Source organism: Stenotrophomonas sp. 14P6.2.3, assembly GCF_057799055.1.
This window is the reverse complement of sequence record NZ_JBYOLA010000002.1, coordinates 302,701-329,338: the sequence shown is the minus strand read 5'-3', so window position 1 is coordinate 329,338 and position 26,638 is coordinate 302,701. Positions and strand designations below refer to the sequence as shown.

Below are 26,638 nucleotides of genomic sequence, written 5' to 3'. Positions count from 1 at the left end.
CACAAGGACCCTCCAGCGGAGCGCAGGACATGGAATACCAGGGAAGCTGCCATTGCGGCAGGATCGCATTCACCGTGCAGGCTGATGCACCCATCAAGGACGTCATCGACTGCAACTGCTCGATGTGCCGCCGCCGCGGCAGCCTGCTCTGGTTCGCCCCGCGCGAGGCGTTCCAGCTGGGCACCGACATCGCCGACGTGGCGACCTACCAGTTCAACACCCACAACATCGATCACCATCACTGCCGCGCGTGCGGCACCGCGCCGTACAGCGAGGCGGTGGACCCGCGCAGTGGCCTGCCGATGGTGGCGATCAACGTGCGCTGCCTGCCACAGGTAGAGTTGGGTGGATTGTCGATCACCTCGTTCGATGGAGCCTCGCGATGACGGCGCCTCGCGTGTGGACGCGTGTGGTTATCGTGCCGGCATTGCTGCTGGCGCTGGCGGCCTGTGCCAAGAACGGTGAGCGAGCGCAGGAGTCCGGCGCAGTCGCTGCCGATGCCGCTGTCGCTTCGCCGGAAGGCGCTTTCCTGGCCTACGAGCACGATGTGCAGGTGCAGCTGGAAGCGGCGCAGATCGCGCCGCGCATCCAGCAGGTCGCGCAGGCCTGCCAGAACGCGAAGTTCGGTGAGTGCGCGGTGCTGCAGGTGGATCAGCGCAGTGGCGAACAGCCCAGTGGCGAAGTCAAGGTTCGCATCGCGCCGAAGGGCGTGGAATCGCTGATCGGCCTGGCCGGCGAAGGCGGCAAGCTGCATGCGCGCAACACGCGTGCCGAGGACCTGGCCCAGCAGGTGGCCGACACCGCGCTGACCAAGGCTCGGCTGGAGAAGGAGCACGCGCGGCTGCTGTCCTACCAGGACCGCGGCGATCTGAAGATCGAGGATCTGATGGCGATTACCACCCGCCTGTCAGAGATCGAAGCGGGTGTGGAGCAGGCCACCAAGGACGCCGCCCAGCAGCGCAGGCGCATCGATACCCAGCTGGTGACGATGCATTTCGACACCACCTCCGGCCAGCGCAGCCGCAGCGAGATCGGCGAAGCACTGAGCGAGTCGGGCAGCATTCTCAGCACCAGCGTGGCATTCCTGATCCGTGCTGCGGCCGCTTTGCTGCCGGTGGGCGTGGTGGCGCTGGTGATGGCCTGGATCGTCCGTGCGCTGATCCGTCGTCGCCGCCGCAAAGCCTGATCGACACCGCGCGATGCGCTCGCCGGGCATGGCCCGGCGCTACCGGAATGTGCAGAAGGTAGCGCCGGGCCATGCCCGGCGGCTGTTCACCCTTCGTCGGTCTCGTACTCGACGAACACATCCAGTTCCAGCGCCAGTTCCTGCACCGCATCGCGCACCTTCTGCGCGGTGCTTTCGTTGCCCACTTCCACTTCCAGTTCGTGGGTACCCGGGCCGATGTCGTCGGACAGCCCGGCCGAGCTGGAATCATCGTCGTCCATGTGCGGCATCAGGTCGTCGGTCTCTTCGACGTGTTCGATGCCTTCCAGGCCGAGCAGCAGGTCGCTGATCGCGCGGGCATCGTCTTCGGTTCCGGTAATTCGCAGTCGCAGCAGGGCCATGGCAGAAGCACGTTGTGGGGTTCGCCTGCAGCCTAGCCAGCGCCGGGCAAAGATCGGGTGAGGGCGCAGTCAGCCGGGTGTGCTCGGGCGCCCCAGCAGGCTGTCGGGCAACGCGGGAACCGGCGTGCGTTCGTCCTGCGCCTGACCCAGCAACCAGTCGATGAACAGCCGCGCGGCAGGGCTGGGCGGCCGCCCTTCGGCATGCACCACGTAGTACGCGTAGCGTGCCTTCAGTGCAGGGCCTGGCAGGCGCACCAGCTCATAGCGCTGCAGATAGGGCTGGGCGACGTGGGTGCGCGCCAGCACCGCGCCCATGCCATACACCGCCGCGCGCATCGCGTCGGTACTGTCGGCGAAGGTGTGCATCGCCGGCAACGGCGACGGCGGGCGCACGCCGGCGTGGCGGAACCAGTCGCGCCAGCCCTGTGGTGACAGATCACTGAGCAGCGGCAATCCGGCGATGCGTGCCGGGTCTTCCAGTGCTTCGACACCGGGCAATGCCGGGGACGCGACGGGAAAGAGGTTGTCGTCCATCAGGTGCTGCGCGTGCAGTCCGGGCCACTGGCCCAGTCCATAACGGATGCCCACCTCCGGGCCGTTTTCGTCGTAGCGGTCCAGGCCACTACCCGTGTGCAGCTCGATGCGGATGTGTGGATGGGCCTGGGTGAAACGCGGTAGACGTGGCAACAGCCAGCAATACGACAATGAGCGCAGCGTAGCGATCCGCAGCGGCACGCTGTCCGCGTCCGGCTGCAGATGGTGGGCGACGGCGGCCACATCGGTGAACGCGGCGCTGGCGGCGTCGGCCAGCTGCCGGCCTTCGGCCGTCAGTCGTACCCCGCGCGCATGGCGCAGGAACAAGCGCGTGGCCAGCACCTCTTCCAGGCGACGCACATGGTGACTGACCGCGCTGGCGGTCAGATGCAGTTCCTGCGCCGCCTGGGCGAAGTTCTGATGGCGCGCGGCGACCGCGAAAACGGCCAGCGCAGGGAGCAGGGAAGGGCGCAGCAGCATGTCCAGCCTCAAGCCATATTTGTGGCTGGCAGCGATACTACGCGCTTGTGCAGCGGGCGTCTGCGGCCGATCCTGTGTGGCCAGACCAGCGCCACGTTGACGGACGGACACAGAAGATGAATGCGATACCCCAGGCGACCGAGCGTGATTGGCGCACACCGCTGGAACTGACCCTGCTCGGCGCGATCTGGGGCTGCTCGTTCCTGTTCATGCGGGTGGCGGTGCCCTCGTTCGGTCCGTTCGCCCTGGTCGAGGTGCGGCTGGTGCTGGGCGCGCTGGTGCTGCTGCCGTTCCTGTGGCGCGCCCGCGCGCAGTTCCCACCGCGCCGCTGGCTGTGGCTGGCACCGATCGGTCTGGTCAATTCGGCGTTGCCGTTCGTGCTGTTCGCGTACGCCGCAGAGCGTGCGCCGGCCGCCATCGGTGCGATCTGCAATGCGATGACCGTGCTGTTCGCCGCGTTGATTGCGTTCCTGTTCTTCGGCGAGAAGATCGGTGTGCGCCGCGCGGGCGCGCTGCTGGTCGGTTTTGCCGGCGTGGTGGTGCTGGCCACGGCCAAGATCTCGGGGTTGAGCATCGGCACGGCAGTGCTGGCCGGTGCGGCAGCCTCGCTGCTGTACGGACTGGGCGTGAACCTGGTGAAGCGGCACATGACCGGTCTGCCCTCGGCTGCAGCTGCCGCTGCCACGTTGTCGTGCGCCTCATTGTGGTTGTTGCCGATGGCGCTCACGCATCTGCCGCAGGGCCCGATTCCGGGCAAGGCCTGGGGCGCGGCGATCGCGCTGGGCGTGGTCTGCACCGGATTCGCCTTCCTGATGTTCTATCGCCTGATCGGCCGCATCGGCCCGTCGCGTGCGTCAACGGTGACCTACCTGGTTCCGTTGTTCGGTGCTGCGTTCGCCTGGTTGTTCCTGGGCGAAGCGGTGACGGTGCAGATGTTGATTGCCGGTGCGTTGATTCTGGGCAGCGTGGCGGTCAGCCAGAAGGGCTGAGGCTCATTGGCGCCCACGCATCGGTAGCGCCGGGCCATGCCCGGCGAGCCCTTTTCCGCGGCTGCGGGGAGGTGTCACTTTCTTTGCTCGTGCAAAGAAAGTAACCAAAGAAACACGCCGCCAAACCGCGAGCCGCCGTGCTTCGCACGTCGGTACCCTGCGCTCCTCGGTCCGCCGAGGGACGGCGCGGGAACTCGCTGCGCTCAGACACCCGCGCCTCTTTGCCCTCGCCGGACCTGCGGTGCTCGGCTCGCTCAAGGCGGACCCAGACCAAAGGCTACAGCTGCACCCAGTAGATCCACGCCATGCGTGGATGCATTTGCTGTTGACCTTGCCCTTTCAGTCCGCCTTGAGCGAGCCGAGCATCGCAGGGGAATCAGGGGCGAAGAGGTGCCGATGTCTGAGCGCAGCGAGTTCGGCATCGTCCCCTGATTCGCCGAGAAGCGCAGGGGACCGACGTGCGAAGCACGGCGGCTCGCGGTTTGGCGGCGCGTTTCTTTTGGTTACTTTTCTTTTCGCGCGAAAAGAAAAGTAACGCCCATGAACAATGAAGCATCTTCAGCACGCGTCATGTGCAGGAAGCCAAGCCACTACCGCACCGGCACCGGAATATTGCACAGGTCGATATGCCCGGCCGGGCGCTTGTAGAAATCATCCACGCGGTTGCGCCGCGCTTCGACCGTGTCGGCGAAGGTCTTCGAGTCGGTGCGCAGCACCTGGATCGGCGTGCGCTCGGCCGCGGGTACGTCGCTGACGCGACGGATCGACACGATCGGTGTGCGCAGCTTCGGGTCGGCGTAGAAGCCCATCGGTGCCGGTCCGCGCGGGATCGCGCTGAGCAGTTCCATGCCCTTCAGCACGCGGCCGACCAGGGTGATGTTGCGGTCCAGCTGGCGCGGCGATTGGCCGGTCACCACGTAGAGTTCTGCACCGATGCTGCTGTCTTCCTCGTTGCTGCGGCCCGCACCCAGCATGCCGTAGCAGTGCGCCAGCCAGGCCTTGCCGGCCTGCGGGTCCTGACCGACCGGGAAGCCGTCGACGAAGCCGGTCTGCGCTGCCCAGCCATCGCGATCCGGCAGCACGCTCACTTTCAAACCGCTGTTGGCACGCTCGAATTCGGCCGGCAGCTTGCGCTGCGCGCTGCCGAACGGCTTGGCCCTGGCGGCATCGTCGGCGTCGGCATCGCCGAACTGCACCACGAAGTTGTCCTGCGAGCGGTAGATGCTGGTGCCGTCCCAGAAGTGCTCGTGGGCGAAGGTCTGGATGTTGCCGACATGGCGCGGGGCGAACTGCGGCGCCAGCTCGATGATCACCCGCCCGGCCGGCAGGTCCATGTACAGCAGGTTGGCCGGGTCCGGCGTGCGCCAGTCGCTGGCGGCCGAGGCCTCCAGGATCTGTTGGGGGCTGCGGTAGGGCGTGGCCGCGCTGGCGAGTGCGGGCAGCAGGCAGGCCAGGGCGAGGGTGGTCAGGGCAGGACGGCGACGGTGCGGCATGGGATCCCCGGAACATGAACGAGGCTTCGATTCTGCGCGAGTCGCTGCTGTTGCGCCAATCCTGCAGACTGGCTGTCGCGCCGCCCCTGCGGCACGATGTGCTTCCTTTGCATGGACGCACGAAATGCCAATGCTGGATCCAGGGGCCAAACTGCAGGCGATGGTCGATGGCTATCTGAAAGGCAATATCGATGACGGCGAAGACGGTGTCGGCTGGCTGCATGCACAGTCGCCACGGATGCTGGTCGATATCGATGGCCGCCGGCGCAGTTGGTGGGCGCCGCGGAACAGTGAGCTGCTCGACTGCCTTCAGGTCAGTCCGCAGGCACCCGTCGCAGTGCAGGCGGCTGCGTTGTTTCTCGCCGGCGCGGACGGCAATGGTCACACGCGTCAGGCGGCGCTGCAGCGGATGGGCGCCCTTGCAGGACGTCTGACGCTTTCCAGTGCGTTGCTGCGCTGCAATGACTGGGTCCCTGAGGTGCGGGTTGTAGCCCAGCAGGTGGTGGAAGTTCTGCTGTCCCGCTGCAGCATCGACGACGTGCTGGCAGCGTGGCCGCTGGCGGTTCGCTTGCAGGATGCGCAGCGGGTGGATGCCGATTGGCGCAGGGATACGCTGGAGGGCTGGCTATCGGCGCCCTCGCAGCGGGCAGTGCTGGGTGGCCTGCTCGTCCATCGTGACTCACGTACGCGGCTGAGCGCCCATGCGATCGCCTTCGATGTCCACCCAGAGCGTGTGGCGATCCGTGCGCGCGCGCTGCGGGACAGCGATCCGCGCATTGCACGCATGGCCTTCCAGGACCTTCTCGATGAGGGCGACCCATCGCAGGTGCTGGAGCAGTGCAGCATCGCGCTGACGGCTCCCTCCAGCCAAGTGCGCGCGTCGGCCCTGCGTACGTTGGTGGCGCATGAGGTGGAAGGGATCGACGTGTTTGTCGAGGATGCACTGTTCGACCGTGCACGGGCCGTCCGCAGTCTGGCGGCATTCCTGGTGCGGCAGCGCCACGCAACGCCGGCCATCGAGTTGTGGCGCAGCGCATTGGCGCAGCAGACAGCGGGGCGCTGGCGCGTGGCGCTGGAAGCGCTGGCCGACCATGCCGTCGCTGAGGACGTTGCACTGTTGCGGTCGCTGTATCCACGGGTGACGGCGCGCCATCGGCGCAATTGCGTACGAGGCTGGATACGGGCCGAGGGCGGCGCAGGGCTGGCGTTGCTGCGCGTTGCGCTGGAGGAGCCGGGGCGAAGCATCCACGAACTGTTGACCCACGCGCAGGCGGACTGGGTAGCCGAACTGGACGCCCCCCGGCTGCTGGCGTTCTGCCATGACGGTCCTTCCCCGGTGGCTCAGACCGGGCTGCTTCGGCTGCTGCCCCACATGCCGTTGTGGCAGCATCTGGAACTTCTGCTGGATGCGGTCCCGCAGAGGCAGGACGAACGTGCATGGCATCTGCGCCTGGTGGAGAACTGGCTTCGCGTGAGCGAGGGTTACTCACCGCTGTCGGCAGCGCGCCGACAGGCCCTGCTGACCCGCCTTGAACACGGTGGGCACGACCTCTCCAATGCAATGGCACAGCGGTTGGCTGAGGCGGTCCGCCAAGCCTGATGTGGCCGGTGCCCAACCGGCAGAGTGACTAACGACACATTCGCTATACCGAACTTCGCACTACTGTTGACTTCAACGTAGTGGAGGGCCGGTCATGTCCGAAGACGATGTCCACCTGAAGAAGTTCCAGAAGGAGCTCAGCGCCGGCACGGTCTCGTTGGCCCTGCTGGCGGTGCTGGCCCGCGCCGGTGAGCCGCTGTACGGCTACCTGATCGCCAAGGAGCTGGAGCGCGTGGGCGAGGGCGTGCTCAGCGGCAAGCAGAGCGCGCTGTACCCGGTGCTGCGCAACCTCGAAGGCGCAGGCCTGCTGGAGAGTCATGTGGAGCCATCCAGCAGCGGGCCGCCGCGCCGCTACTACCGCATCAACGCGCGTGGCCGGGAGGTGCTGGAGCAATGGCGCCAGGCCTGGCGTGACACCCGTGATTCCGTCGATTCCGTGTTGGAGGGGATACCGCAATGAACGACCTGAACCTGGCAGGCAACAGTCTGCCCAGCACCATTCCGCAGTACCTGGCGCAGTTGCGTGCGGCACTGGACGGTGCCGATCCGGCGATGGTGCAGGACGCCCTGTACGACGCCGAGGAATACCTGCGCTCTGAACTGGCAGCGCAACCCGGCCGCAGCGAAGCCGAGGTCATCGCCGATGTCGCCGGCAGCTACGGTGCACCGGACGAGGTGGCGGAGATCTATCGCGAAACCGAGCTCACGGTGAACCGCGCGCTGCGTACGCCGCGGGCCGACACGGGCCCGGTGCTGCGTGCAGCGGCCGAGGCCAGCGGTGCTGCACCGGCGGCGCAGCCGGCAGTCCCCGCGCAGCGTTCGCTGCTGGCGCGCTTCTTCGGCGTGGTGACCGACCCGCACACCTACGGCGCGCTGTTCTACATGCTGTTGTCGCTGGCCACCGGCATCTTCTTCTTCACCTGGGTGGTCACCGGCCTGTCGTTGTCGCTGGGCCTGCTGATCCTGATCATCGGCGTCCCGTTGACCGTGCTGTTCTTCGGCTCGGTGCGTGGGCTGGCGTTGCTGGAAGGGCGGCTGGTGGAAGCGCTGCTGGGTGAGCGCATGCCGCGCCGGCCGCAGTACACCGACCGCAGCCGCAGCTGGCTGCAGCGTATCGGCGACATGTTCACCGATGGCCGCACCTGGCTGACCCTGCTGTACTTCGTGCTGATGCTGCCGCTGGGCATCATCTACTTCACGATCGCGGTGACCCTGCTGTCGCTGTCGCTGGGTTTGATCTGGGCGCCGGTGGCGGCGATCTTCAGTGGCGATATCCCCGGCATCTACATCAACGACGTGAACGTTCTGCCTATGGCGGCCTCGCCGCTGGTGGCCATCGTGGTTGCAGCGGTGGGCGTGTTGCTGCTGCTGCTGACGATGCACCTGGCACGCGGCATCGGCAAGCTGCACGGCATGCTGGCCAAGAACCTGCTGGTGCGGTTGTAAAGCGGGAATCCACGCTTGGGTAGGTGCCAACCTTGGTTGGCACGATGCCGCCGGCATCGGGATTCACGGCAGAGCGCCAACCAAGGTTGGCATCTACCGGAAGCAGGGCGGGTTACCCCGCCTTGCGGCGCAGCGGGGTGACGTTGCTCTTCTTCTTCGTCGCCTTCGCTGCCGGGGCTTCGGCATGCGCGGCGAAGAAGTCACGCACCTTCGGGTAGACCACTTCGCGCCAGCGGCGGCCGCTGAAGATGCCGTAGTGGCCCGCGCCTTCGACGATGAAATGCTCGCGGCGGTCAGCAGCAATGCCGGTGCACAGCGACTGCGCCGCTTCGGTCTGGCCGAGGCCGGCGATATCGTCCAGTTCGCCTTCGATGCTCAGCAGCGCGGTATCGCGGATCGCCGACGGATCGACCTTCTCGCCGTTGACCACCCACTCGCCACGCGGCAGCAGGAAGTCCTGGAACACCACGGAAATAGTGTCCAGGTAGTACTTGGCCGGCATGTCCAGCACGGCGTTGTACTCGTCGTAGAAATTGCGATGCGCGTCGGCATCCTCCAGGTCGCCCTTCACCAGGTCGGTGTAGAAATCCCAGTGCGAACTGAAGTGGCGGCTGGGATTCATCGACAGGAAGCCGGCGTGCTGCAGGAAGCCGGGATACACGCGGCGACCGGCACCGGGATAGCTGGCCGGCACGGTGTGGATGACATTGTTCTCGAACCACGACAGCGGGTTCTGCGTGGCCAGGTTGTTGACCGCGGTCGGGCTGCAGCGCGCATCGATCGGGCCGCCCATCATCACCAGCGTGCGCGGCGTCGGTTCACCGCGGCTGGCCATCAATGACACCGCGGCCAGCACCGGTACGGTCGGCTGGCAGACACTGACCACGTGCAGGCGCTCGACACCGAGATGGCGGATGAACTCCTGGATGTAGGCGATGTAGTCGTCCAGCCCGAACTCGCCTTCGCTACCGGGCACCATGCGCGCGTCAACCCAGTCGGTCACGTACACACGGTGGTCGCGCAGCAGCGTGCGCACGGTGTCGCGCAGCAGCGTGGCATGGTGGCCGGACAACGGCGCCACCACCAGCACGAACGGCTGGTTGAGCATGGTGTGCAGCTGGTCGGCTTCATTGCTGTGGCGCTTGAAGCGCAGCAGCTTGCAGAACGGTTTGCTGAGTTCCTCGTGCACCACGATCGGCACGCGCTCGCCCTCGACCTCGATTTCGTTGATGCCCCACTCGGGCTTCTCGTAATCCTTGCCGATGCGGTGGAACAGCTCATTGACCGCCGCCAGGCGATCAGCGCCGGGCATCTGCGACCACCAGTGTCCCTGGTTGGCGAAGAACTTGGCGTTGGCCTGGGCCTGGTGCACCCAGGGGGCGAGCAGGTTGCGGGTCAGTTCGTGCAGTTGATAGAGCATGCCGACCGAATATGTATGGTCTTATGTTGCCGCGCAGCATAGCGCATCCAACTGTCCCGGACGTTAAGCGCACTCAATGGGCGGTATTCAGCGGGCGGCCTGCTCCAGTGCGGCCGCTTCACCGGCCAGTGCTGGACCCAGCCAGAGATGGGACCCGACTGCCTGCAGGCCTTGGCGCGTCAGCTCGCGCCGATACCAGCGGGCCGGACGCGACTGGAAGCCGTCATGGTCGCCCTCGAATTCATCTTCGGCAGCGAAGGTCTCCAGGAACGCCACGCCTGCGGTCAGCTCGGCGACACCGGCCAGGCCCGCGCGCAGTTCGCGGTTGGGCACGTAGTGCATCACGTCCGAACAGACCAGCAGATCGACCGGGGCGCAGGGCCGCAGCCAGGCGAAATCGCCAAAGCTGGCGAGGTGCAGGTTGCGGGTCCGGCCGTAGCGGCGCACAGCGTACTCGCTGCTGTCGAAACCGAGGTATTCGACCTTCGGACGCAGTTTCAGCAGCGGCGCGCGCCAGGCGCCTTCGCCGCAGCCGATGTCCAGCACGCTGCGGATCGGTCGTTCCAGGTAGTACTCGGCCGTGGCCACGGCGAGGGCGACCTTGCGCGCCAGGCGTGCACTGCCACCGATATCGGCGCGGCGGTACCAGCGTTGGAAGTAGGCGGCGTCGTAGGTCTTGTCCATGGCGGTCCGGTGCAGTCGTGAAATCGGCGCCTATCGTACGGTGTTGCAGCACACCATGCGTCGATGTGTCGCGGCGGTTGCACGTGGGGTGGCCTCGCCACGACATGCGAGAATGACGGACATCCACGCCAGCCGCCGGAGCGAGCGCATGCAGAGCTACTACTGGGTCAAGACCTTCCACATCGTGTTCGTGGTGGCGTGGATGGCCACGGTGTTCTACCTGCCGCGCATCCTGGTGAACCTGTCCGAGACGGCGGGGCAGCCGGCGGTGGTCGAGCGCCTGCAGCTGATGGGCATGCGCCTGTACCGCTTCGGCCATTCGATGTTCGGCCTGGCGTTCGTGCTCGGCCTGGTGTTGTGGCTGGGCTACAAGGTGATTCCGGATTTCCCGACCATGGTCGCCCCGGGCGGCGCGGGCTGGCTGCATGCCAAGCTGGGCTTGGTGGTGGTGCTGCTGGCGTACTTCATCTGGATCGGGCGCCTGCTCAAGGGTGTGGCCAAGGGCAGGGCGCTGCCGTCCTCGCGCGCGCTGCGCTGGATCAATGAGATTCCGTTGCTGGCGTTCATTCCGATCGTGTGGCTGGTGCTGGCCAAGCCGTTCTGAGATCCCGCATCCCGCGCGTTCGAACATGTCACTTTCTTGCTCGTGCAAGAAAGTAACCAAAGAACACGCCGCCGAACGCGAGCCGGTGCTGCGCACCGGTTCCCTGCGCTTCTCGGTGAATCAGGGGGCGGCGCCGAACTCGCTGCGCTCAGACACCGGCGCCTCTTCGCCCCTGATTCCCCTGCGATGCTCGGCTCGCTCATGGCGGACCCCAACGTCAACAGCCGCAGCTACCCAGTAGATCCACGCCATGCGTGGATGCCGCCAGGGCGCAAACAAAAGAGCCGGGCGTCTGCCCGGCTCTTTGCGTATCCGACGTCAGGAAACGATCACGCCGCTTCGTACGTGCCGTAGCTGCGCAGGCGCTTGTAGCGCTGGTCCAGCAGTTCCTGGGTGGACAGCGCATCCAGCGCTTCCAGCTCATTCAGCAGCACGGCCTTCAGGCGCTTGGCCATCTGCGTCGGGTTGCGGTGGGCGCCGCCGGTCGGCTCGCGCACGACCTTGTCGACCAGGCCCAGGCCCTTCAGGCGCGGCGCGGTCAGGCCCAGCTGCTCGGCAGCATCCTTGGCCTTGCCGGCGTCCTTCCACAGGATCGAGGCGCAGCCTTCCGGGGTGATGGTCGAGTACACCGCGTATTCCAGCATCACGGTGCGGTCGCCCACGCCCAGCGCCAGCGCGCCGCCGGAGCCGCCTTCACCGATCACGGTGCAGATGATCGGTACCTTCAGCTCGGCCATCTCGATCAGGTTGCGCGCGATCGCTTCGGACTGGCCGCGCGACTCGGCGTCGATGCCCGGCCAGGCGCCGGCGGTATCGATCAGGGTCAGCACCGGCAGGCCGAAGCGCTCGGCCATCTTCATCAGGCGCAGCGCCTTGCGGTAGCCCTCGGGCTTGGGCATGCCGAAGTTGCGCTTGATCTTTTCCTTGGTGTCGCGGCCCTTCTGGTGGCCGATGACCATCACCGAGCGACCATTGATGCGGGCCAGGCCGCCCATGATCGCCTTGTCGTCAGCAAAGGCCCGGTCGCCGGCCAGTTCCTGGAACTCATCGCAGATGATGCGGATGTAGTCGGCGGTGTACGGGCGCGACGGGTGGCGTGCCAGCTGCAGCACCTGCCACGAGGTCAGGTTGCGGAAGATCTGTGCGGTACGCACGCGCAGCTTGTCCTGCAGCGCATGCACTTCGGCCTCGACATTGACCGCCGGCCCGGCACTGGCGTTGCGCAGTTCCTGGATCTTGGCTTCCAGGTCGGCGATGGGTTGCTCGAAGTCGAGGTAGTTCGGATTCATCGGAAGCCGTCGTGTAAAGAAGAGGGGAATTCTAGCCGAATGCGCAGGAACGGCCCGTACGCCTTCGTCTGGAAACCGACGGTAGCGCAGTGGGGGCCAGCGGCGCCAGTCGGCCGCCGGCCGCCGGTTCAGGGCAGGACCAGCGCGCTGCGGGCCATTTCGGTGCTGCGGATCGTCACGAAGTCGTTGTAGGCCCGGTTGGCCGCCACCGGCAGTTTCGCGCCCAGCGTCATGGTGGCGCGGGTGAAGGCCATCTGCGCCTGGAAGTCTTCCTTGCGCAGGGCCTTCTGCTCGCTGGCCGTGGTGGCCTTCAGCCAGCGCGCATAGATATCGCGCACGGGACCGGCATGGGCCTCGAAGGCCGGGTCCAGGGCGGGCAGCGCGGGCGCCGGTTGCAGCGTGTAGGCGGGCGCCACGTAGCCGGCGGGCTGCTCGCGCTTGTAGGCACCGGGTTCGCCCATGCCGTCCTCGACATAGGCGATGAAGTCCGGCGCGGTGAAGATCTTGGTGCTGATCCTGCCGCCGGTCGAATCGACGTGGGCAACCACCTGCTCCTCGGGGAACGGCTCGCGCACGCCGAAGTTCCAGGTCTTGTCGATGAACAGGCCGTGGTGCTTTTCGAACGGTCCCTTGAACTCGACCCCACCCAGCTCGATGCCCAGGCCGCTGACGCCGAAGTTTTTCAGCTTGTCCTCGCCGGTCACATAGATCTCGCGCGCGGTCACGTATTCGCTGAGGCTGGGGTTGATCAGGCCGCCGCGGCCGTCGGCGTAGACGATGAAGCGCACGTCGCCCAAGCGGTCGGTATGCAGCTGATGCTCACCGGCAGCCAGGCTGATCGGCCGCGACGCGTGCGCGGCCACCGGCAGTTCCTTGCCATCGATGCTGATCGCCAGCGGTGCATCGGTCGGGTTGTCGATCTCGAAATCGACCTTGGAGGAACAGCCGGCCAGCGCAAGCGCGGCCATCATCGGCAACAACAGGTTCTTCATTGCGGGCAATCGTCCTTGACGTATGCAGCGGGAAAACAACAACGGATCCGGGGCCAGCCTCAGCTGGCCCAGGGCGGGCTGTAGCGCACCTTCAGCGTGCGCACGGCCGGTTCGGCGCGCAGCGCCTCCATCAGCTTGGAATCGACACGCACCGCGCTCTGCCCGGAGACATCGAGCATGCCGGCGATGCCGCCATCGGGGCCCTTCAGCAGCAGGTCCAGGCGCAGGGGCGTGCGGCCGGGGCGGTGGCGGTCGAGCAGGGCGTCGATGCGTTCCCACACCGGTCGCTGCTGGCGCAGGTCCAGCCGCAGTGACAGGCGCGTGGCGTAGTTCGCACAGACCTCGTCGAAGTCCCAGCACTGGCGGATCCGCAACGCGAAGCCGCCATTGAATTCGTCTTCGCGCAGGCCGCCCTTGACCACCAGGATGCGGTCCTTGGTCATCAGGTGGCCGAACTCGGCCATGGCATCGGAGAACGCGCTGCATTCGACGCGGCCCCGACCATCTTCCAGCTGGATGAAGATCTGGCTCTCGCCCTTGCGGCGCACGCCGACCACCTGGCCGGCAAGCACGGTCTGCACTTCCGGGCGCCAGCGCTTCTCGCCGCCGCCACTGTTGCTGTTGGCACTCCAGATCTTTTCCACCGAGCCAAGGTCGGTACCGACCAGGTCGCGCACATCATCGCGCCAGGGATCGAAGGGGTGGCCGCTGAGATAGAAGCCCAGCGTGTCGCGCTCGCCGTTTAGGCGCTGCAGCAACGGCCATTCGTCGGTTTCCTGCAGCTCCAGGTGGATGGCCTGCACGCCCGGCTCGGGGCCGCCGAACAGCGAGTTCTGGCCGGACGCGCGCTCGCGCGCCATCTGTTCGGTGGCCTTGATCACTTCCGGCAGCTGCAGCATCAGCGAGGCACGGTTGTGACCCAGCTCATCCAGCGCACCGCAGTTGATCATGGCTTCCAGCGTGCGCCGGTTGAGCTTGGCCGAACCGATGCGCGTGCAGAAGTCGAGCAGATCGGTGTAGTCGCCGCCGCGCAGGCGCTCGTCCACCACCGCTTCGCAGGCCCCCTGGCCGACGCCCTTGATCGCACCCAGGCCGTACTGGATCGTGTCCGGCGTGGCCGCTTCAAACATGAAGGCGGACTGGTTCACCTTCGGCGGCAGCACGGTCAGGCCGAGGTTGCGCACCTCGTCCAGGAAGCCGACCACCTTTTCGGTGTTGTCCATGTCCGAAGACAGCGTCGCGGCCATGAACTCGGCCGGGTAATGGCGCTTGAGCCAGGCCGTCTGGTAACTGACCAGGGCGTAGGCGGCGGCGTGCGACTTGTTGAAGCCGTAGCCGGCGAACTTCTCCATCAGGTCGAAGATCGCATCGGCCTTGGCTTCGCCGACGCCGTCCTTGGCCGCACCTTCGCGGAAGATCTCGCGGTGCTTGGCCATTTCCGCCGGCACCTTCTTGCCCATCGCACGGCGCAGCAGGTCGGCGCCGCCCAGCGAGTAGCCGCCGACGATCTGCGCCATCTGCATCACCTGCTCCTGGTACACCATGATGCCGTAGGTGTCGCGCAGGATGCGCTCGGTGCGCGGATCGGGATACTCCACGTCTTCGCGCCCGTGCTTGCGGTCGACGAAGGAGGGAATCAGGTCCATCGGGCCGGGGCGATACAGCGACACCAGCGCGATCAGGTCTTCGAAACGGTCGGGCTTGGCGTCCTTCAGCAGGCGGCGCATGCCCGAGGATTCGAACTGGAACACCGCACCGGTATTGCCCGAGGCGAAGATGTCCTTGTAGGTGGGCGCATCGTCCAGCGGCAGCTGGGTGATGTCCACCGGCGGAATGCCGGCGCGCTCGTGGCGCTTGTTGATCGCCTTCACCGCCCAGTCGATGATCGTCAGCGTGCGCAGGCCGAGGAAGTCGAACTTCACCAGGCCGACTTCTTCAACGTCGTTCTTGTCGAACTGGGTGACCGGATTCTTGCCGCGGCCCTCTTCATCGTGTTCGGCGAACAGCGGGCAGAACTCGCTCAGCGGCTCGGGCGCGATCACCACGCCGCCGGCGTGCTTGCCTGCGTTGCGGGTGAGGTCTTCCAGCTGCCGCGCCAGGTCGATCAGGTCGCGGACATCGTCCTCGCTCTGGTAGCGCTGGATCAGCTCGGGCGAGGCCATCTCGCTGTCCTTGCCCTCACCCATCGCATCTTTCAGCGAGATGCCGAGGATGTTCGGGATCAGCTTGGCGACACCGTCGACCAGGCCATAGGGGAAGCCGAGCACGCGGCCGGAGTCGCGCACCACCGCCTTGGCCGCCATGGTGCCGTAGGTGATGATCTGGCTGACCCGCTCGCGGCCATACTTGCGCGCGACGTAGTCGATGACTTCGTCGCGGCGGTCCATGCAGAAGTCGATGTCGAAGTCGGGCATCGACACGCGTTCGGGGTTGAGGAAGCGCTCGAACAGCAGGTTGTAGGGCAGCGGGTCCAGATCGGTGATCTGCAGCGCCCACGCCACCAGCGAGCCGGCACCGGAACCACGGCCCGGGCCGATCGGGATGCCCTGCGCCTTGCCCCACTGGATGAAGTCGGCCACGATCAGGAAGTAGCCCGGGAAGCCCATCTTGATGATGGTGTCCAGCTCGAACTCGAGGCGGTCGCTGTAATCCTGCGCGGTCATGCCGGGCGCGATGGGATTCTTTTCCAGGCGCGCGGCCAGGCCCTTGCGCGATTCGCTGCGGATCCAGCTGTCCAGCGTCTCCTCGTCGGGCACCGGATAGTCGGGCAGGAAGTAGGTGCCCAGGCGCATCTCGATGTTGCAGCGCTCGGCCAGCGCCAGCGTGTTGTCGATTGCATCGGGGATGTCGGCAAACAGCGCGCACATCTCCTCGGCCGACTTCAGGTACTGCTGGTCGCTGTACTCGCGTGGGCGCTTGGGGTCATCCAGCACGCGGCCGGTGGAGATGCACACGCGTGCTTCGTGCGCGCTGAAATCGGACGGCGACAGGAAGCGAACGTCGTTGCTGGCGATCACCGGCAGGCCGCGCTGGCCGGCGGCCATCAACGCGAACTGGTTGAAGCTTTCTTCGCCATCACGGCCGGTGCGGGTCAGCTCCAGGTGCAGACCGTCGCCGAACACGCGCTGCCAGTCGGCCAGCTGCTGTTCGGCCAGGTCATGCTTGCCATCCAGCGCCAGGCGCCCGGCCAGGCTGTCACGGCCGGCCAGGGCGAACAGGCTGGCGTTGCCGGCCTTCAGCCAGTCCGGATGCACGGCCACGCCGCCCTCGGGGCGATGGCCTTCCATCCAGGCGCGGGTCAGCAGCCGCGACAGGCTCAGGTAGCCCTCGCGGTCGCGGCACAGCAGGGTCATCCGCCACGGGTCCTGGCCTTCCTCGGCGATCATCACGTCGGCGCCGGCGATGGGCTTGATGCCCACGCCTTCGGCAGCCTTGTAGAACTTGACCAGAGCGAACAGGTTGTTGAGGTCGGTTACCGCCAGCGCAGGCAGGCCGAGTTCGACCGAGCGCGACAGCAGGTTGGCCTGCTTGGCTTTTTTCGGGTCAGCCTGGTCCGGCTTGGCCGGCACGCGGATGGTCGAGTCCGCCAGCGAGAACTCGGTGTGGACGTGGAGATGTACGAAGCGGGAGTTGGACATGCCGGACCAGGTTGGAGCGCGCAGGCCCCGGGTGCAGACGCGGGAATCGTCGCCGGGGTCGGGAAGCGCTGGAGTGCCCGGTCAGGGTAGCGAGGGCAGGGGGTGGCGACAAGCTCTTGACATGCCCGGGAAGACGGCCGGGTTCAGGCGTGCTGGAGGCCGCCTTCTGTAGAGCCGAGCCCATGCTCGGCTGCTGTGGACAGCCGAGCATGGGCTCGGCTCTGCAACTCCAGCAGGCTCAGGCGATGGCCGCGACAGCCGGCGTTTCCAGGCACGCGCGCACCGGGGCGAAGCTGCGCCGGTGCTCCGCGCACGGCCCGTGTTCACGCAGGGCGGCCAGATGCGCCGGGGTGCCGTAGCCCTTGTGCTGGTCGAAGCCGTACTGCGGGTGGCGAGCGTGCAGGTCCAGCATGTAGCGGTCGCGCGAGACCTTGGCCAGGATCGAGGCCGCCATGATCGCGCGGTCGATGCCATCGCCGCCGACCAGCGCCTGCGCCGGCAGCACCAGCCCCTTGGGCACCACGTTGCCATCGATGCGGGCGAAGCCGGCCACGTGGGCCACCGCCGCGACGACATCGCGCATGCCCTGCAGCGTGGCTTGATAGATGTTCAGGCGATCGATGGCTTCCACGTCCACCAGCACCACGTGCCAGGCCAGGGCGCGGTCGAGGATGCGGTCGTGCAGCTGCTCGCGGCGGGCCGCGGTCAGCTGCTTGGAATCATCCAGACCATTCAGTCGTGGCCGCTGCGGATCGAACACCACCGCTGCCACCGCGACGGGGCCAGCCAGCGGTCCCCGACCCGCTTCGTCGACACCGGCGATGCGGTGACCCGGGTCGATCACCGCGGCGCCATCAAACAGGGCCAGGCTGGCCGCTGCGGCATGGCGACGGCTCATGCTTTTTCCTGGCCGCGGACCAACATCTCGCCAACGGCATCGGCTGCACGCGCCGAGGCATTGCGGCGCAGGCGTTCATGCAGGCGCGCGTAGATACCGTGCAGGTCTGCGATCCGCTGCGGGTGGTCGAACCACTGCTGGACGGCCGCAGCCAGTTTCTCCGGCGTGCAGTCGTGCTGCATCAGTTCTGGCGCCAGGTCCTGGCCGGCAAGGATGTTGGGCAGGGCGAAGCGGTCGACCTTGATCAACCCCAGCGCCTTCACCAGGCGGTACGTCAGTTCGTTGACCCGGTAGCCGACGACCATCGGCCGCTTCACCAGCATCGCTTCCAGGGTCGCGGTGCCGGAGGCCAGCACCACCACGTCGGCGGCGATCATCGCGTTGCGCGCCTGGCCGTCCAGTACATGCGAATAGGCCACCGGCAGTGCCGAGCGTGACAGCTGTTCTTCGATCAGGCGACGGCAGGCCGCGTTGGCCGCAGGGACCACCACGTGCAGGCCGGGAATGCGCTCGGACACCTGCCAGGCGGCCTCGAAAAAGGCTTCGCCGAGCTTAGAGATCTCGCCCAGGCGGCTGCCGGGAAGCACGGCCAGCACCTTGGCCGAGGCGGGCAGGCCGAGTTCGATCCGGGCCGCTTCACGGTCGACGTGCAGCGGGATGTCATCGGCCATCGGATGGCCGACGAAGCGCGCGTCGATGCCGTGCTTGGCGTAGATCGGTGGTTCCATCGGGAACAGGCACAGCACCAGGTCGGCGCTGCTGCCGATCTTCTCGGCGCGCTTCTCGCGCCATGCCCATACCGAAGGGCTGACGTAGTGCACGGTGCGCACGCCACGCTGTTTCAGCCAGCGTTCGATGCCCAGATTGAAGTCCGGAGCATCGATGCCGATGAACACCTCCGGCTGCCACTCCAGCGCACGCTGGCGGAACGCCGAACGCAGCTTGAGCAGGCGCGGCAGATGGCGCAGCACTTCGGTCAGGCCCATCACCGCCAGTTCGCTGGCATCGTGCCAGGTCTGGCAACCGGCGCTGCGCATAGCATCGCCGCCGATGCCGGCGAATTCGGCATGCGGGAAGCGGGCCTTCAGTTCGCGTATCAGGCCCGCACCGAGCAGGTCGCCGGAGGCTTCACCAGCGACCAGCGCGATCCGCAACGGACGGTCGCTCAGCACCCGATGCGCAGGCACGCTGCCGACCATCGAGGCCAGCGAAATCACCTCGGCGCCGGCCGGCGCCTGGCCGGTCGCGCTGCTCATCGCAGCAGGTGCCTCTCGGTGTGTTCGATGAAGTCCAGCATCGACTTGACGTCGTCGCTGTCGCGCGCCTGCTCGGCCAGCTGCGCCTTGGCTTCGGCCAGCGGCAGGCCCGCCACGTACAGCGTGCGGTAGGCGCGCTTGATGGCGGTGATGCGCTCGGGGTCGAAGCCGCGGCGCTTCAGGCCCTCGCTGTTGATGCCGCGCGGGCGGCCCAGCGAGTCGGTGCCGACCATGGTGAACGGCGGCACGTCGCCATTGGTCAGCGCGCCCATGCCGAGGAAGGCATGCGCACCGATGCGGCAGAACTGATGCGCGCCGGCGAAGCCGCTGATGATCACGTAGTCACCCACGGTCACGTGGCCGGCCAGCGTGGTGTTGTTGGAGAACACGCAGAAGTTGCCGACGTGGCAATCGTGGGCCACGTGCGTGTAGGCCAGCATCCAGTTGTCATCGCCGATGGTGGTGATGCCACCGCCGCCGCCGGTGCCACGGTTGAGGGTGACGAACTCGCGGAACACGTTGCGGTCGCCGATCACCAGTTCGGTGCGTTCACCGGCGTACTTCTTGTCCTGCGGCTCGCCGCCGACCGCGACGTGGCCGATGAAACGGTTGTCGCGGCCGATCCGGGTCGGGCCGTGCACGCTGCAGTGCGGGCCGACCTGGGTGCCGGCACCGATTTCGACGTCCGGGCCGATGATCGTGAACGCGCCCACGCGGACATCGTCGGCCAGGCGCGCCGACGGATCGATCACGGCGGTGGGATGGATCAGGGGGGCGTTGTCGCTCATCTCGGGCCTCCAGCCAGGGTCATTCGCGGGTGCCGGCGCACAGCACCTCGGCGCAGGCGACGACTTCGCCGTCGACCTTGGCCACGCAGTCGTACACGGCCATGTTGCGGATCACACGCTTGATCTCCACGTGCATTTCCAGCACGTCACCCGGCACCACCTGCTTGGTGAAGCGGGCCTTGTCGACCTTGACCATGTAGAACAGCTTGGACTGCGCATCGCGGCCCAGCGTCAACTGGGTCAGCACGCCACCGGCCTGGGCCATGGCTTCGATGATCAGCACGCCGGGCATGATCGGCTGGCCCGGGAAGTGGCCCTGGAAGAACGGCTCGTTGATGCTGACGTTCTTGGTCGCGACGATCGTGCGCTTCTCGTAGTCGATCGACACCACCTTGTCCACCAGCAGGAACGGGTAGCGGTGCGGAAGCAGCGTCTGGATCTGCGCCATGTCCGGCAGGGTCTGGGGCTGGCTCATTCTTTCTCCTTGCTCACAGACAGGATGCGACGGGCCAGTGCATCGAGCTGCTTGAAGCGCGCGGCGTTTTTGCGCCACGTGCGGTTGTCGGTCAGGGGCGTGCCGGAGGAATACTCGCCCGGCTCGGTGATGGAGTTGCGGACCACCGATTTGCCGGTGATCACGACCTTGTCGCAGATTTCGAGATGACCGACGACGCCAACGGCGCCGCCGAGCAGGCAGTAACGGCCGATCTTGGCGCTGCCGGCAATACCGGTGCACCCTGCGATGGCCGAGTGGGCGCCGATCTGCACGTTGTGTGCGATCTGCACCAGGTTGTCCAGGCGGACGTCCTCGGCCAGCACGGTGTCTTCCAGCGCGCCACGGTCAACACAGGTGTTGGCACCGATCTCGCAGTCGTCGCCGATGCGCACGCCGCCAAGCTGCGGCACCTTGATCCATTTGCCGGCATCCATTGCCAGGCCGAAGCCGTCGGCGCCCAGCACGGCGCCGGGATGGATGCGCACGCGCTTGCCCAGCTTGACGCGGGTGACCAGGGTGACGCGGGCGATCAGCTCGCAGCCGCTGTCGAGGGTGCAGTCTTCGCCGATGATGCTGCCGGCGCCGATGATGCAGTTCTCGCCGATGACGCTGCGTGCGCCGATGGTGACGAACGGGCCGACGTGGGCGCTGGCGGCGACCTGCGCCTGCGGATCGATCACCGCGCTGGGGTGGATGCCGGGCGGGCGGGTCGGGGCGATGTCGAACAGCGCGCCGATCTTGGCAAAGGTGGTGTAGGGATCCTTGGCAACCAGCGCGGTGCCGGGAGCTGCGTCGGCATCCTCGGCGCGCAGGACCACGATGCCGGCCTGGCTGTCGGCCAGCTGGGCGCGGTAGCGCGGGTTGGCAAGGAAGGTCAGCTGGCCGGCACCGGCATGGGCGAGGGTGGCCACGCCATGGATGGCGGTGCTCGGGTCGCCATGGACCTGCAGGCCGAACTGATCGGCGAGTTGCTGGGCGGTGTAGGTAGGAGTATTCACGGCGGGAGTTTAACGTGTGACGCCATTGCGGTCATGCGGGAGCAAAAGCCGGCGCCGGGTTGATCCGTGGGGCGATGGCGCAGGGGACTGCCCAGGACACGCCGTAAACCCGTCCCTGGGGGCTCGATGGCGCCATCCATGGCGCCAACGGTCCTGGTCAGCCCCCTGCGCCATCACCGGATGGTCTCCCGCGCGCGAGCGGATCCAACGTCCACAGTCGCCTGCAGCCCCGAGCCATACTCGGCTCACCGCGCGTCAGCGTGCGCTTCAATAACGAAAACGCCGGGCAATGCCCGGCGATTCGAGACCCGTCTGGTGGAGAGCCCCCCTTCTGTTAAGGGGGGCGCGCCAGCGGTGCGGGGGATAGGTGAAATGCGCGGACAATTCACCGGAGGTGGATCAGTTCCGAGGAACGTCGTTCCTCAGAACTGGCCACCGAACGTGAATTGCAGGCGTTCGATCTCGTCGCCGTCCTTCTTCTTCAGCGGGAACGCGTAGCTGATAGAGATCGGTCCGACCGGGGCGCGCCACAGCAGGGCCACACCGGTGGACACGCGCAGCTCGTTGGCCTTGAAGTTGTCGGTGCCGTTGTAGACGTTGCCGAAGTCGACGAAGGCCGATACGCGGGCCGACGGGCTGTCGAACAGGCGCGGGAAGTAGGCTTCGACCGAACCGACGGTCTTCAGCGAGCCACCCAGCGGCTGGCCGTTCGGGTAACCGCTGGTGACTTCACGCGGGCCGAGGGTGTTGTCCTCGAAACCACGCACCGAGTTGGTACCACCGGCGTAGAAGTTCTCGTAGAACGGCAGGCCCGACGCGGTGACGGTACGGGTGGTGCCGTCGCCGTTGTCGATCACGCGGGTCTTGTCGTTGCCGTAGGAATCACCGTAGCCGATTTCGGCGCGGGTGTTGATCACCAGCGAGGGGATGATCGGCCAGTACTTGCTGATCTGGTAGTTCAGCTTGTAGTACTCGATGGTCGAACCCGGCAGCGTGGTTTCCAGGCCCACGCGCTGGTAGGTACCGCGGGTCGGCATGAAGTAGTCGTTGCGGGAGTCGCGCGCCCAGCCCAGCTCCGTGCGCCATGCATGGAAGGTGCGGCTGCCGACGGCATCGATGTAGTCGATGATCGACTTCGGAGTCGAGCCCGCATACGTGGTGATCTGGTTGCTGTCGATGCCGAACATCAGCGAGACGGTGTCGGTCTCGGTGATCGGCACGCCGAACACCACCTGCGCCGAACCGTTGGTGCTGTTGTACTGCGCGGTGTTGAAGTCGGAGTAGTCCAGCTCGCGCCAGGACAGGTTGTAGCCCAGCGAGACGCCGTCATCGGTGAAGTACGGATTGGTGTAGCTGAAGCCGTAGCGCTGCAGGTAGCTGCTGCGCGAGGCTTCGACCGACACCCGGTTGCCGCCGCCCAGGAAGTTGTTCTGCGACAGCTGCACCGAGGTGGTCATGCCGTAGGACTGCGAATAGCCCAGGCCGAACACGAAGCTGCCCGAGGTGGTTTCCTTGACGTTGTAGACGACGTCGACCTGGTCGTTGCTGCCGCTGACGGCCGGGGTTTCCACTTCGACGCCTTCGAAGTAGCCCAGGCGCTGCAGGCGGATCTTGGAACGGTCGATCGCGGCCTGCGAGTACCAGCTGTTCTCGAACTGGCGCATTTCGCGGCGCATCACCTCGTCGGAGGTGCGGGTGTTGCCCTTGAAGATGATGCGGCGGACGGTCACGCGCGGGCCGGGCACGACCTGCATGTTGACCGCCACGGTCTGCTCGGCGCGGTTGGTGGTCGGAATCGGGTTCACCTTGGCGAAGGCGTAACCGATGTTGGACAGCGAGTTGGTGATCGAGTCGGAGCTGAATTCCAGCAGCGCACGCGAGAACGTGTCGCCGGACTTCTGCACGACCATGCGCTCGACGTCTTCCTGCGGCAGGATCGTATCGCCGCTGACCTTGATCTCGGAGATCTTGTACTGGTCACCTTCGGTCACGCCGGCGGTGATGAACATGTCGCGCTTGTCGGGGCTGATCGACACCTGCGTCGAGTCGATGCTGAAGTCGACATAGCCGCGGTCCAGGTACCAGGAATTCAGCTTCTCCAGGTCGCCGGAAAGCTTTTCCTTGGAGTACTGGTCGTCACGGCGGTACCACGACGCCCAGTTGTGTTCCTTGGACTCCCAGTACTCCAGGATGTCCTTGCTGTCGTACTTCTCGGTGCCGACGATGTTGACGTGGCGGATCTTGGCCGCCTTGCCTTCCTTGATCGCGATGGCGATGTCGACGCGGTTGCGATCCAGCGGGCTCACCGTCGGGGTGATGTCGACGGTGTATTTGCCACGGTCGTTGTACTGGCGGCGAAGTTCCTGGGTCACGCGGTCCAGGCTCAGGCGATCGAAGGTGCCGCCTTCGGTCAGGCCGATGTCGGACAGGCCCTTGAGCAGCTGGTCGGACTTGATGTCCTTGTTGCCGGTGACGGTCAGCTTGTTGATCGCCGGACGCTCCTTGACGGTCACCACCAGGATGCTGCCCTGGCGATCCAGCTGCACGTCTTCGAAGAAGCCGGTCTTGTACAGGGCGCGGATGGTCTCGCCGACCTTGCTGTCGGTGACGGTCTCGCCACGCTCGACCGGCAGGTAGGTGAACACCGTACCGGAGCTGATGCGCTGCAGGCCGTCGACGCGGATGTCGCTGACAGTGAAGGGCTCGGCTGCCTGGGCCAGGGCGGGAGCGCCGGTGACGGCGGCGAGGGCGAGGGCCAGCAGGCGGCGATTGGGGAGTCGCGTCATGTCACGTCCGGTAGGAAGGTCGATTTCATTGGTAAGGGATGCCGACGCTGTAGACGGCAAAAACATGGAAAAGTTCATCGCGGGACCAGGCCGAGGATGTCGTTGTAGAACGCCAATCCCATCAGCCCGGCCAGCAACGCCAGGCCGATGTATTGGCCGGCGGCGACGGCACGCTCGCTCAGCGGGCTGCCCTTGACCAACTCGATAAGGTAATACAGCAGGTGGCCGCCGTCCAAGATGGGGATCGGCAGCAGGTTGATGATGCACAGGCTCAGCGACAGCAGGGCGAGGAACTGGATGAACCAATCCACGCCACGTTTGGCCGAAATATTGGCGACCCGGGCAATGGTGACCGGGCCGGAAACGTTCTGCAGCGAGGCTTTGCCGGTGACGATCCGGCCCATCATGGCCAATGAATCGGCGGCCATCCTGCCGGTTTCACGCACCGCCACCGTCACCGACTGCAGCGGGCCGAACTTGAGCAGGGTGTCGTAGGCGGGGCTGTAGCTCTGGGCAAAGCCGGCGCCGATCTGCCAGGTGGGTTGGCCCTTGCCGTCCTTGCCCTGGCGCGGGGTGATCTCCAGCGCCAGGCGCTCGCCGCCACGCAACACCTCGATCATCGCCGGGCCACCGCGGCGGCCGAGGCTGCCCACTTCGCTGATGGCCTGCTCGACGCTGTCGATGCGCTGGCCGTCGATCGCCACGATCAGGTCGCCGGTCTGCAGGTGACCTTCCGCCGCCGAACCCTTCACGATGTTGTCCACCAGCGGCGGCTGCAGCCACGCACGCCAGTACACGCCGGCCAGGATCGGAACCCGGCGTTCATCGAAACCGGCCGGCAGCTGCGACAGCGGCAGGGTGCGCGAGCGCAGCTGGTCTGCAGGGTCCAGAACTTCAAGGGTCACATCGCGACGGTCCATCGCCGCCGCGGTCAGGGCCATGCTGGCCTCACCCAGGGTGATCACATCACGGCCGTCCACGCTCAGCAGGCGGTCACCACTGCCGAGCCCGGCCGTGGCGGCCATGCCCGTAGCGCGGCCCACGGTTGCGGAATAGTCCTGCTTGCCGATCACGAACATCGCCCACAGCAGCAGGATGCACAGCAGCAGGTTGGCGATCGGGCCGGCGGCGACAATGGCGATGCGCTGCCATACGGTCTTGTGATTGAAGGCCTGGCCGCGCTCGTGCGGGTGGACCTCGACTTCGCGTTCGTCGAGGAATTTCACATAGCCGCCCAGCGGAATGGCGGCGATGGCGAACTCGGTGCCATGGCGGTCGCGACGCGACCACAGCGGACGGCCGAAGCCGACCGAGAAGCGCAGTACCTTGACCCCGCACAGGCGCCCGACCCAGTAATGCCCGAATTCGTGGAAGGTGACCAGCAGCCCAAGGCTCACGATCATCCACCAGACCGATCCGATGAAGTCAGTCATGCAGGTTCACATTGGCGGACACGGGCGGCGGCGTCATACGGGATGGGTGCGCTGTTCAGGTGGCGGCGATGGCGTTCAGGGTCAGCTGGCGGGCCCGCTGGTCGGCGGACAACAGAACCTCAAGTGTATCGGCTGGTTCGGTCGGCAGTGTTGAAAGAGCGTTAGCAACCAGCGTCGGAATGGTCAGGAAGCCTATGCGGCCCTGAAGAAACGCTGAAACAGCCTCTTCGTTGGCGGCGTTCAGCACCGCCGGGGCGGTACCACCGGCGCGCATCGCCTGCCATGCAAGGGCCAGACAGGGGAAGGCGTCGGTGTCGGGGGCCTCGAAATCCAGCCGGCCCTGGGTCAGCAGGTCCAGCCCGGACACGCCCGATTCGATCCGTTGCGGCCAGCCCAGGCCCACCGCCAGGGTGGTGCGCATGTCTGGCAGGCCCATCTGCGCCAAGGTGGAGCCGTCAACGAACTCCACCAGCGAATGCACCAGGCTCTGCGGGTGCACCAGCACCTCGATGCGCTCGCCGGGGATGCCGAACAGATGGTGGGCCTCGATCACTTCCAGGCCTTTATTCATCAACGTCGCCGAATCGACCGAGATCTTCGGTCCCATCGACCACTTCGGGTGCGCCACGGCCTGGGCCGGGGTGACCTGCTCCAGTTCGGCGCGGCTGCGCCCGCGGAACGGTCCGCCCGAGGCGGTCAGCAGGATGCGGCGCACGCCGGCACCGTCGAGGCTGGCATCACGTGAACGCAGGCACTGGAAGATCGCGCTGTGCTCGCTGTCGATCGGAATGATCTCGGCGCCGGCACGTTCGGCGGTACGGGTCAGCAGTTCGCCGGCCAGTACCAGGGATTCCTTGTTCGCCAGCAGGATGCGCTTGCCGGCCGCAGCGGCGGCCAGGGTCGAGGACAGGCCGGCGGCGCCGACGATCGCGGCAACCACGGTATCGCAGGCGTCACTGGCCGCCAGCTGGTCCAGCGCGGCATGGCCGGCGTGGGCCTGGGTGGCCAGGCCGGCATCGCGCAGGCCGTCACGCAGTTCGGCATACAGGGTTTCGTCGGCGATCACCGCATGCGCGGGCCGGTGCTGCCGGCACAGGGCCAGCAGCGCCTGTACCTGGCGGCCGGCGGCGAGCACGGTGGCCTGGTAACGCAGCGGATGGCGGGCGATCACGTCAAGCGTGGAGGCACCAATCGAGCCGGTGGCGCCGAACACGGCGACCCGGCGCAGGTCTGCAGCAGCATCCATGG

23 protein-coding genes are annotated in these 26,638 nt (G+C 66.5%); 7 read left to right on the top strand and 16 right to left on the bottom strand.

Going from position 1 to position 26,638, the window contains the following annotated elements:
* The first annotated feature begins 29 nt into the window (after window positions 1–29).
* Together AC27VL_RS03365 and AC27VL_RS03360 are read left to right on the top strand one after the other, a co-directional pair.
* Window positions 30–386: a GFA family protein gene (locus AC27VL_RS03365; RefSeq protein ID WP_089239800.1), complete on the top strand. Its 357-nt coding sequence runs from the start codon at window positions 30–32 to the stop codon at window positions 384–386.
* Window positions 383–1,186, top strand: coding sequence for a DUF4349 domain-containing protein (locus AC27VL_RS03360; RefSeq protein WP_488765532.1), 804 nt, complete (start codon window positions 383–385; stop codon window positions 1,184–1,186). The genes AC27VL_RS03365 and AC27VL_RS03360 overlap by 4 nt, the downstream gene beginning before the upstream one ends.
* An 86-nt stretch (window positions 1,187–1,272) precedes the next feature.
* Here the strand turns inward: AC27VL_RS03360 and AC27VL_RS03355 are convergent, their stop codons facing one another.
* The gene (locus tag AC27VL_RS03355) at window positions 1,273–1,566 is read right to left on the bottom strand and encodes a hypothetical protein (RefSeq protein WP_025877698.1); all 294 of its coding nucleotides are present in this window, start codon (window positions 1,564–1,566) and stop codon (window positions 1,273–1,275) included.
* Between the two features lie 69 nt (window positions 1,567–1,635).
* Complete coding sequence (locus tag AC27VL_RS03350; RefSeq protein ID WP_108265809.1) at window positions 1,636–2,580, bottom strand: LysR substrate-binding domain-containing protein; 945 nt, start codon at window positions 2,578–2,580, stop codon at window positions 1,636–1,638.
* Between the two features lie 116 nt (window positions 2,581–2,696).
* Here AC27VL_RS03350 and AC27VL_RS03345 point away from each other — a divergent pair, with 116 nt between their 5' ends.
* The gene (locus tag AC27VL_RS03345; protein ID WP_089239805.1) at window positions 2,697–3,569 is read left to right on the top strand and encodes a DMT family transporter; all 873 of its coding nucleotides are present in this window, start codon (window positions 2,697–2,699) and stop codon (window positions 3,567–3,569) included.
* Window positions 3,570–4,159: 590 nt separating this feature from the next.
* On the opposite strand, the gene AC27VL_RS03340 is transcribed toward AC27VL_RS03345, so the two are convergent.
* Window positions 4,160–5,062 (bottom strand): peptidylprolyl isomerase, encoded by a 903-nt coding sequence (locus AC27VL_RS03340; RefSeq protein ID WP_488765531.1) that lies wholly within the window; start codon window positions 5,060–5,062, stop codon window positions 4,160–4,162.
* Window positions 5,063–5,192: 130 nt separating this feature from the next.
* Between AC27VL_RS03340 and AC27VL_RS03335 the strand changes: the two genes are divergently transcribed.
* The 3 genes from AC27VL_RS03335 to AC27VL_RS03325 all read left to right on the top strand — a co-directional run bounded on the left by AC27VL_RS03335 (window position 5,193) and on the right by AC27VL_RS03325 (window position 8,108).
* On the top strand, window positions 5,193–6,662 hold the full coding sequence (locus AC27VL_RS03335; protein ID WP_488765530.1) for a hypothetical protein: 1,470 nt from the start codon (window positions 5,193–5,195) through the stop codon (window positions 6,660–6,662).
* Between the two features lie 94 nt (window positions 6,663–6,756).
* On the top strand, window positions 6,757–7,122 hold the full coding sequence (locus AC27VL_RS03330) for a PadR family transcriptional regulator (protein ID WP_089239815.1): 366 nt from the start codon (window positions 6,757–6,759) through the stop codon (window positions 7,120–7,122).
* Window positions 7,119–8,108, top strand: coding sequence for a sensor domain-containing protein (locus tag AC27VL_RS03325; protein WP_180164148.1), 990 nt, complete (start codon window positions 7,119–7,121; stop codon window positions 8,106–8,108). The genes AC27VL_RS03330 and AC27VL_RS03325 overlap by 4 nt, the downstream gene beginning before the upstream one ends.
* Window positions 8,109–8,220: 112 nt before the next feature.
* On the opposite strand, the gene AC27VL_RS03320 is transcribed toward AC27VL_RS03325, so the two are convergent.
* The gene (locus AC27VL_RS03320; protein ID WP_100464249.1) at window positions 8,221–9,528 is read right to left on the bottom strand and encodes a polyhydroxyalkanoate depolymerase; all 1,308 of its coding nucleotides are present in this window, start codon (window positions 9,526–9,528) and stop codon (window positions 8,221–8,223) included.
* A gap of 87 nt (window positions 9,529–9,615) precedes the next feature.
* Entirely contained in the window at window positions 9,616–10,212 is a 597-nt protein-coding gene (locus tag AC27VL_RS03315) for a class I SAM-dependent DNA methyltransferase (RefSeq protein ID WP_089239821.1), read from the bottom strand.
* Between the two features lie 148 nt (window positions 10,213–10,360).
* Between AC27VL_RS03315 and AC27VL_RS03310 the strand changes: the two genes are divergently transcribed.
* Window positions 10,361–10,816: a CopD family protein gene (locus AC27VL_RS03310; RefSeq protein WP_025877688.1), complete on the top strand. Its 456-nt coding sequence runs from the start codon at window positions 10,361–10,363 to the stop codon at window positions 10,814–10,816.
* Between the two features lie 329 nt (window positions 10,817–11,145).
* Here the strand turns inward: AC27VL_RS03310 and AC27VL_RS03305 are convergent, their stop codons facing one another.
* From AC27VL_RS03305 to AC27VL_RS03255, 11 genes are all read right to left on the bottom strand, one after another.
* A complete protein-coding gene (locus tag AC27VL_RS03305) occupies window positions 11,146–12,105 on the bottom strand; it encodes an acetyl-CoA carboxylase carboxyltransferase subunit alpha (RefSeq protein ID WP_049465344.1) in 960 nt (319 codons plus the stop codon).
* A 128-nt stretch (window positions 12,106–12,233) separates the two neighbouring features.
* Complete coding sequence (locus tag AC27VL_RS03300) at window positions 12,234–13,097, bottom strand: hypothetical protein (RefSeq protein ID WP_488765529.1); 864 nt, start codon at window positions 13,095–13,097, stop codon at window positions 12,234–12,236.
* Window positions 13,098–13,156: 59 nt separating this feature from the next.
* A complete protein-coding gene (gene dnaE / locus AC27VL_RS03295; RefSeq protein ID WP_180164154.1) occupies window positions 13,157–16,735 on the bottom strand; it encodes a DNA polymerase III subunit alpha in 3,579 nt (1,192 codons plus the stop codon).
* A gap of 238 nt (window positions 16,736–16,973) precedes the next feature.
* Window positions 16,974–17,633 carry a ribonuclease HII gene (gene rnhB / locus AC27VL_RS03290; RefSeq protein ID WP_180164156.1) on the bottom strand — a complete coding sequence of 220 codons (660 nt, stop codon included), beginning with the start codon at window positions 17,631–17,633 and terminating at the stop codon, window positions 16,974–16,976.
* The gene (lpxB, locus tag AC27VL_RS03285; protein ID WP_488765545.1) at window positions 17,630–18,832 is read right to left on the bottom strand and encodes a lipid-A-disaccharide synthase; all 1,203 of its coding nucleotides are present in this window, start codon (window positions 18,830–18,832) and stop codon (window positions 17,630–17,632) included. The genes rnhB and lpxB overlap by 4 nt, the downstream gene beginning before the upstream one ends.
* Before the next feature lie 53 nt (window positions 18,833–18,885).
* Window positions 18,886–19,677 (bottom strand): acyl-ACP--UDP-N-acetylglucosamine O-acyltransferase, encoded by a 792-nt coding sequence (gene lpxA / locus AC27VL_RS03280; protein WP_089239831.1) that lies wholly within the window; start codon window positions 19,675–19,677, stop codon window positions 18,886–18,888.
* A gap of 19 nt (window positions 19,678–19,696) precedes the next feature.
* Window positions 19,697–20,152, bottom strand: a complete 456-nt coding sequence (gene fabZ, locus AC27VL_RS03275; protein WP_089239833.1) for a 3-hydroxyacyl-ACP dehydratase FabZ — start codon at window positions 20,150–20,152, stop codon at window positions 19,697–19,699.
* Entirely contained in the window at window positions 20,149–21,171 is a 1,023-nt protein-coding gene (gene lpxD / locus AC27VL_RS03270; RefSeq protein WP_093817747.1) for a UDP-3-O-(3-hydroxymyristoyl)glucosamine N-acyltransferase, read from the bottom strand. Before lpxD ends, fabZ begins: the two co-directional genes overlap by 4 nt.
* A gap of 422 nt (window positions 21,172–21,593) precedes the next feature.
* A complete protein-coding gene (bamA, locus tag AC27VL_RS03265) occupies window positions 21,594–23,957 on the bottom strand; it encodes an outer membrane protein assembly factor BamA (protein WP_089239837.1) in 2,364 nt (787 codons plus the stop codon).
* A gap of 74 nt (window positions 23,958–24,031) precedes the next feature.
* Window positions 24,032–25,390: an RIP metalloprotease RseP gene (gene rseP, locus AC27VL_RS03260; protein WP_100552014.1), complete on the bottom strand. Its 1,359-nt coding sequence runs from the start codon at window positions 25,388–25,390 to the stop codon at window positions 24,032–24,034.
* Between the two features lie 55 nt (window positions 25,391–25,445).
* Window positions 25,446–26,636: a 1-deoxy-D-xylulose-5-phosphate reductoisomerase gene (locus AC27VL_RS03255; RefSeq protein ID WP_165376691.1), complete on the bottom strand. Its 1,191-nt coding sequence runs from the start codon at window positions 26,634–26,636 to the stop codon at window positions 25,446–25,448.
* Between the last annotated feature and the right edge of the window lie 2 nt (window positions 26,637–26,638).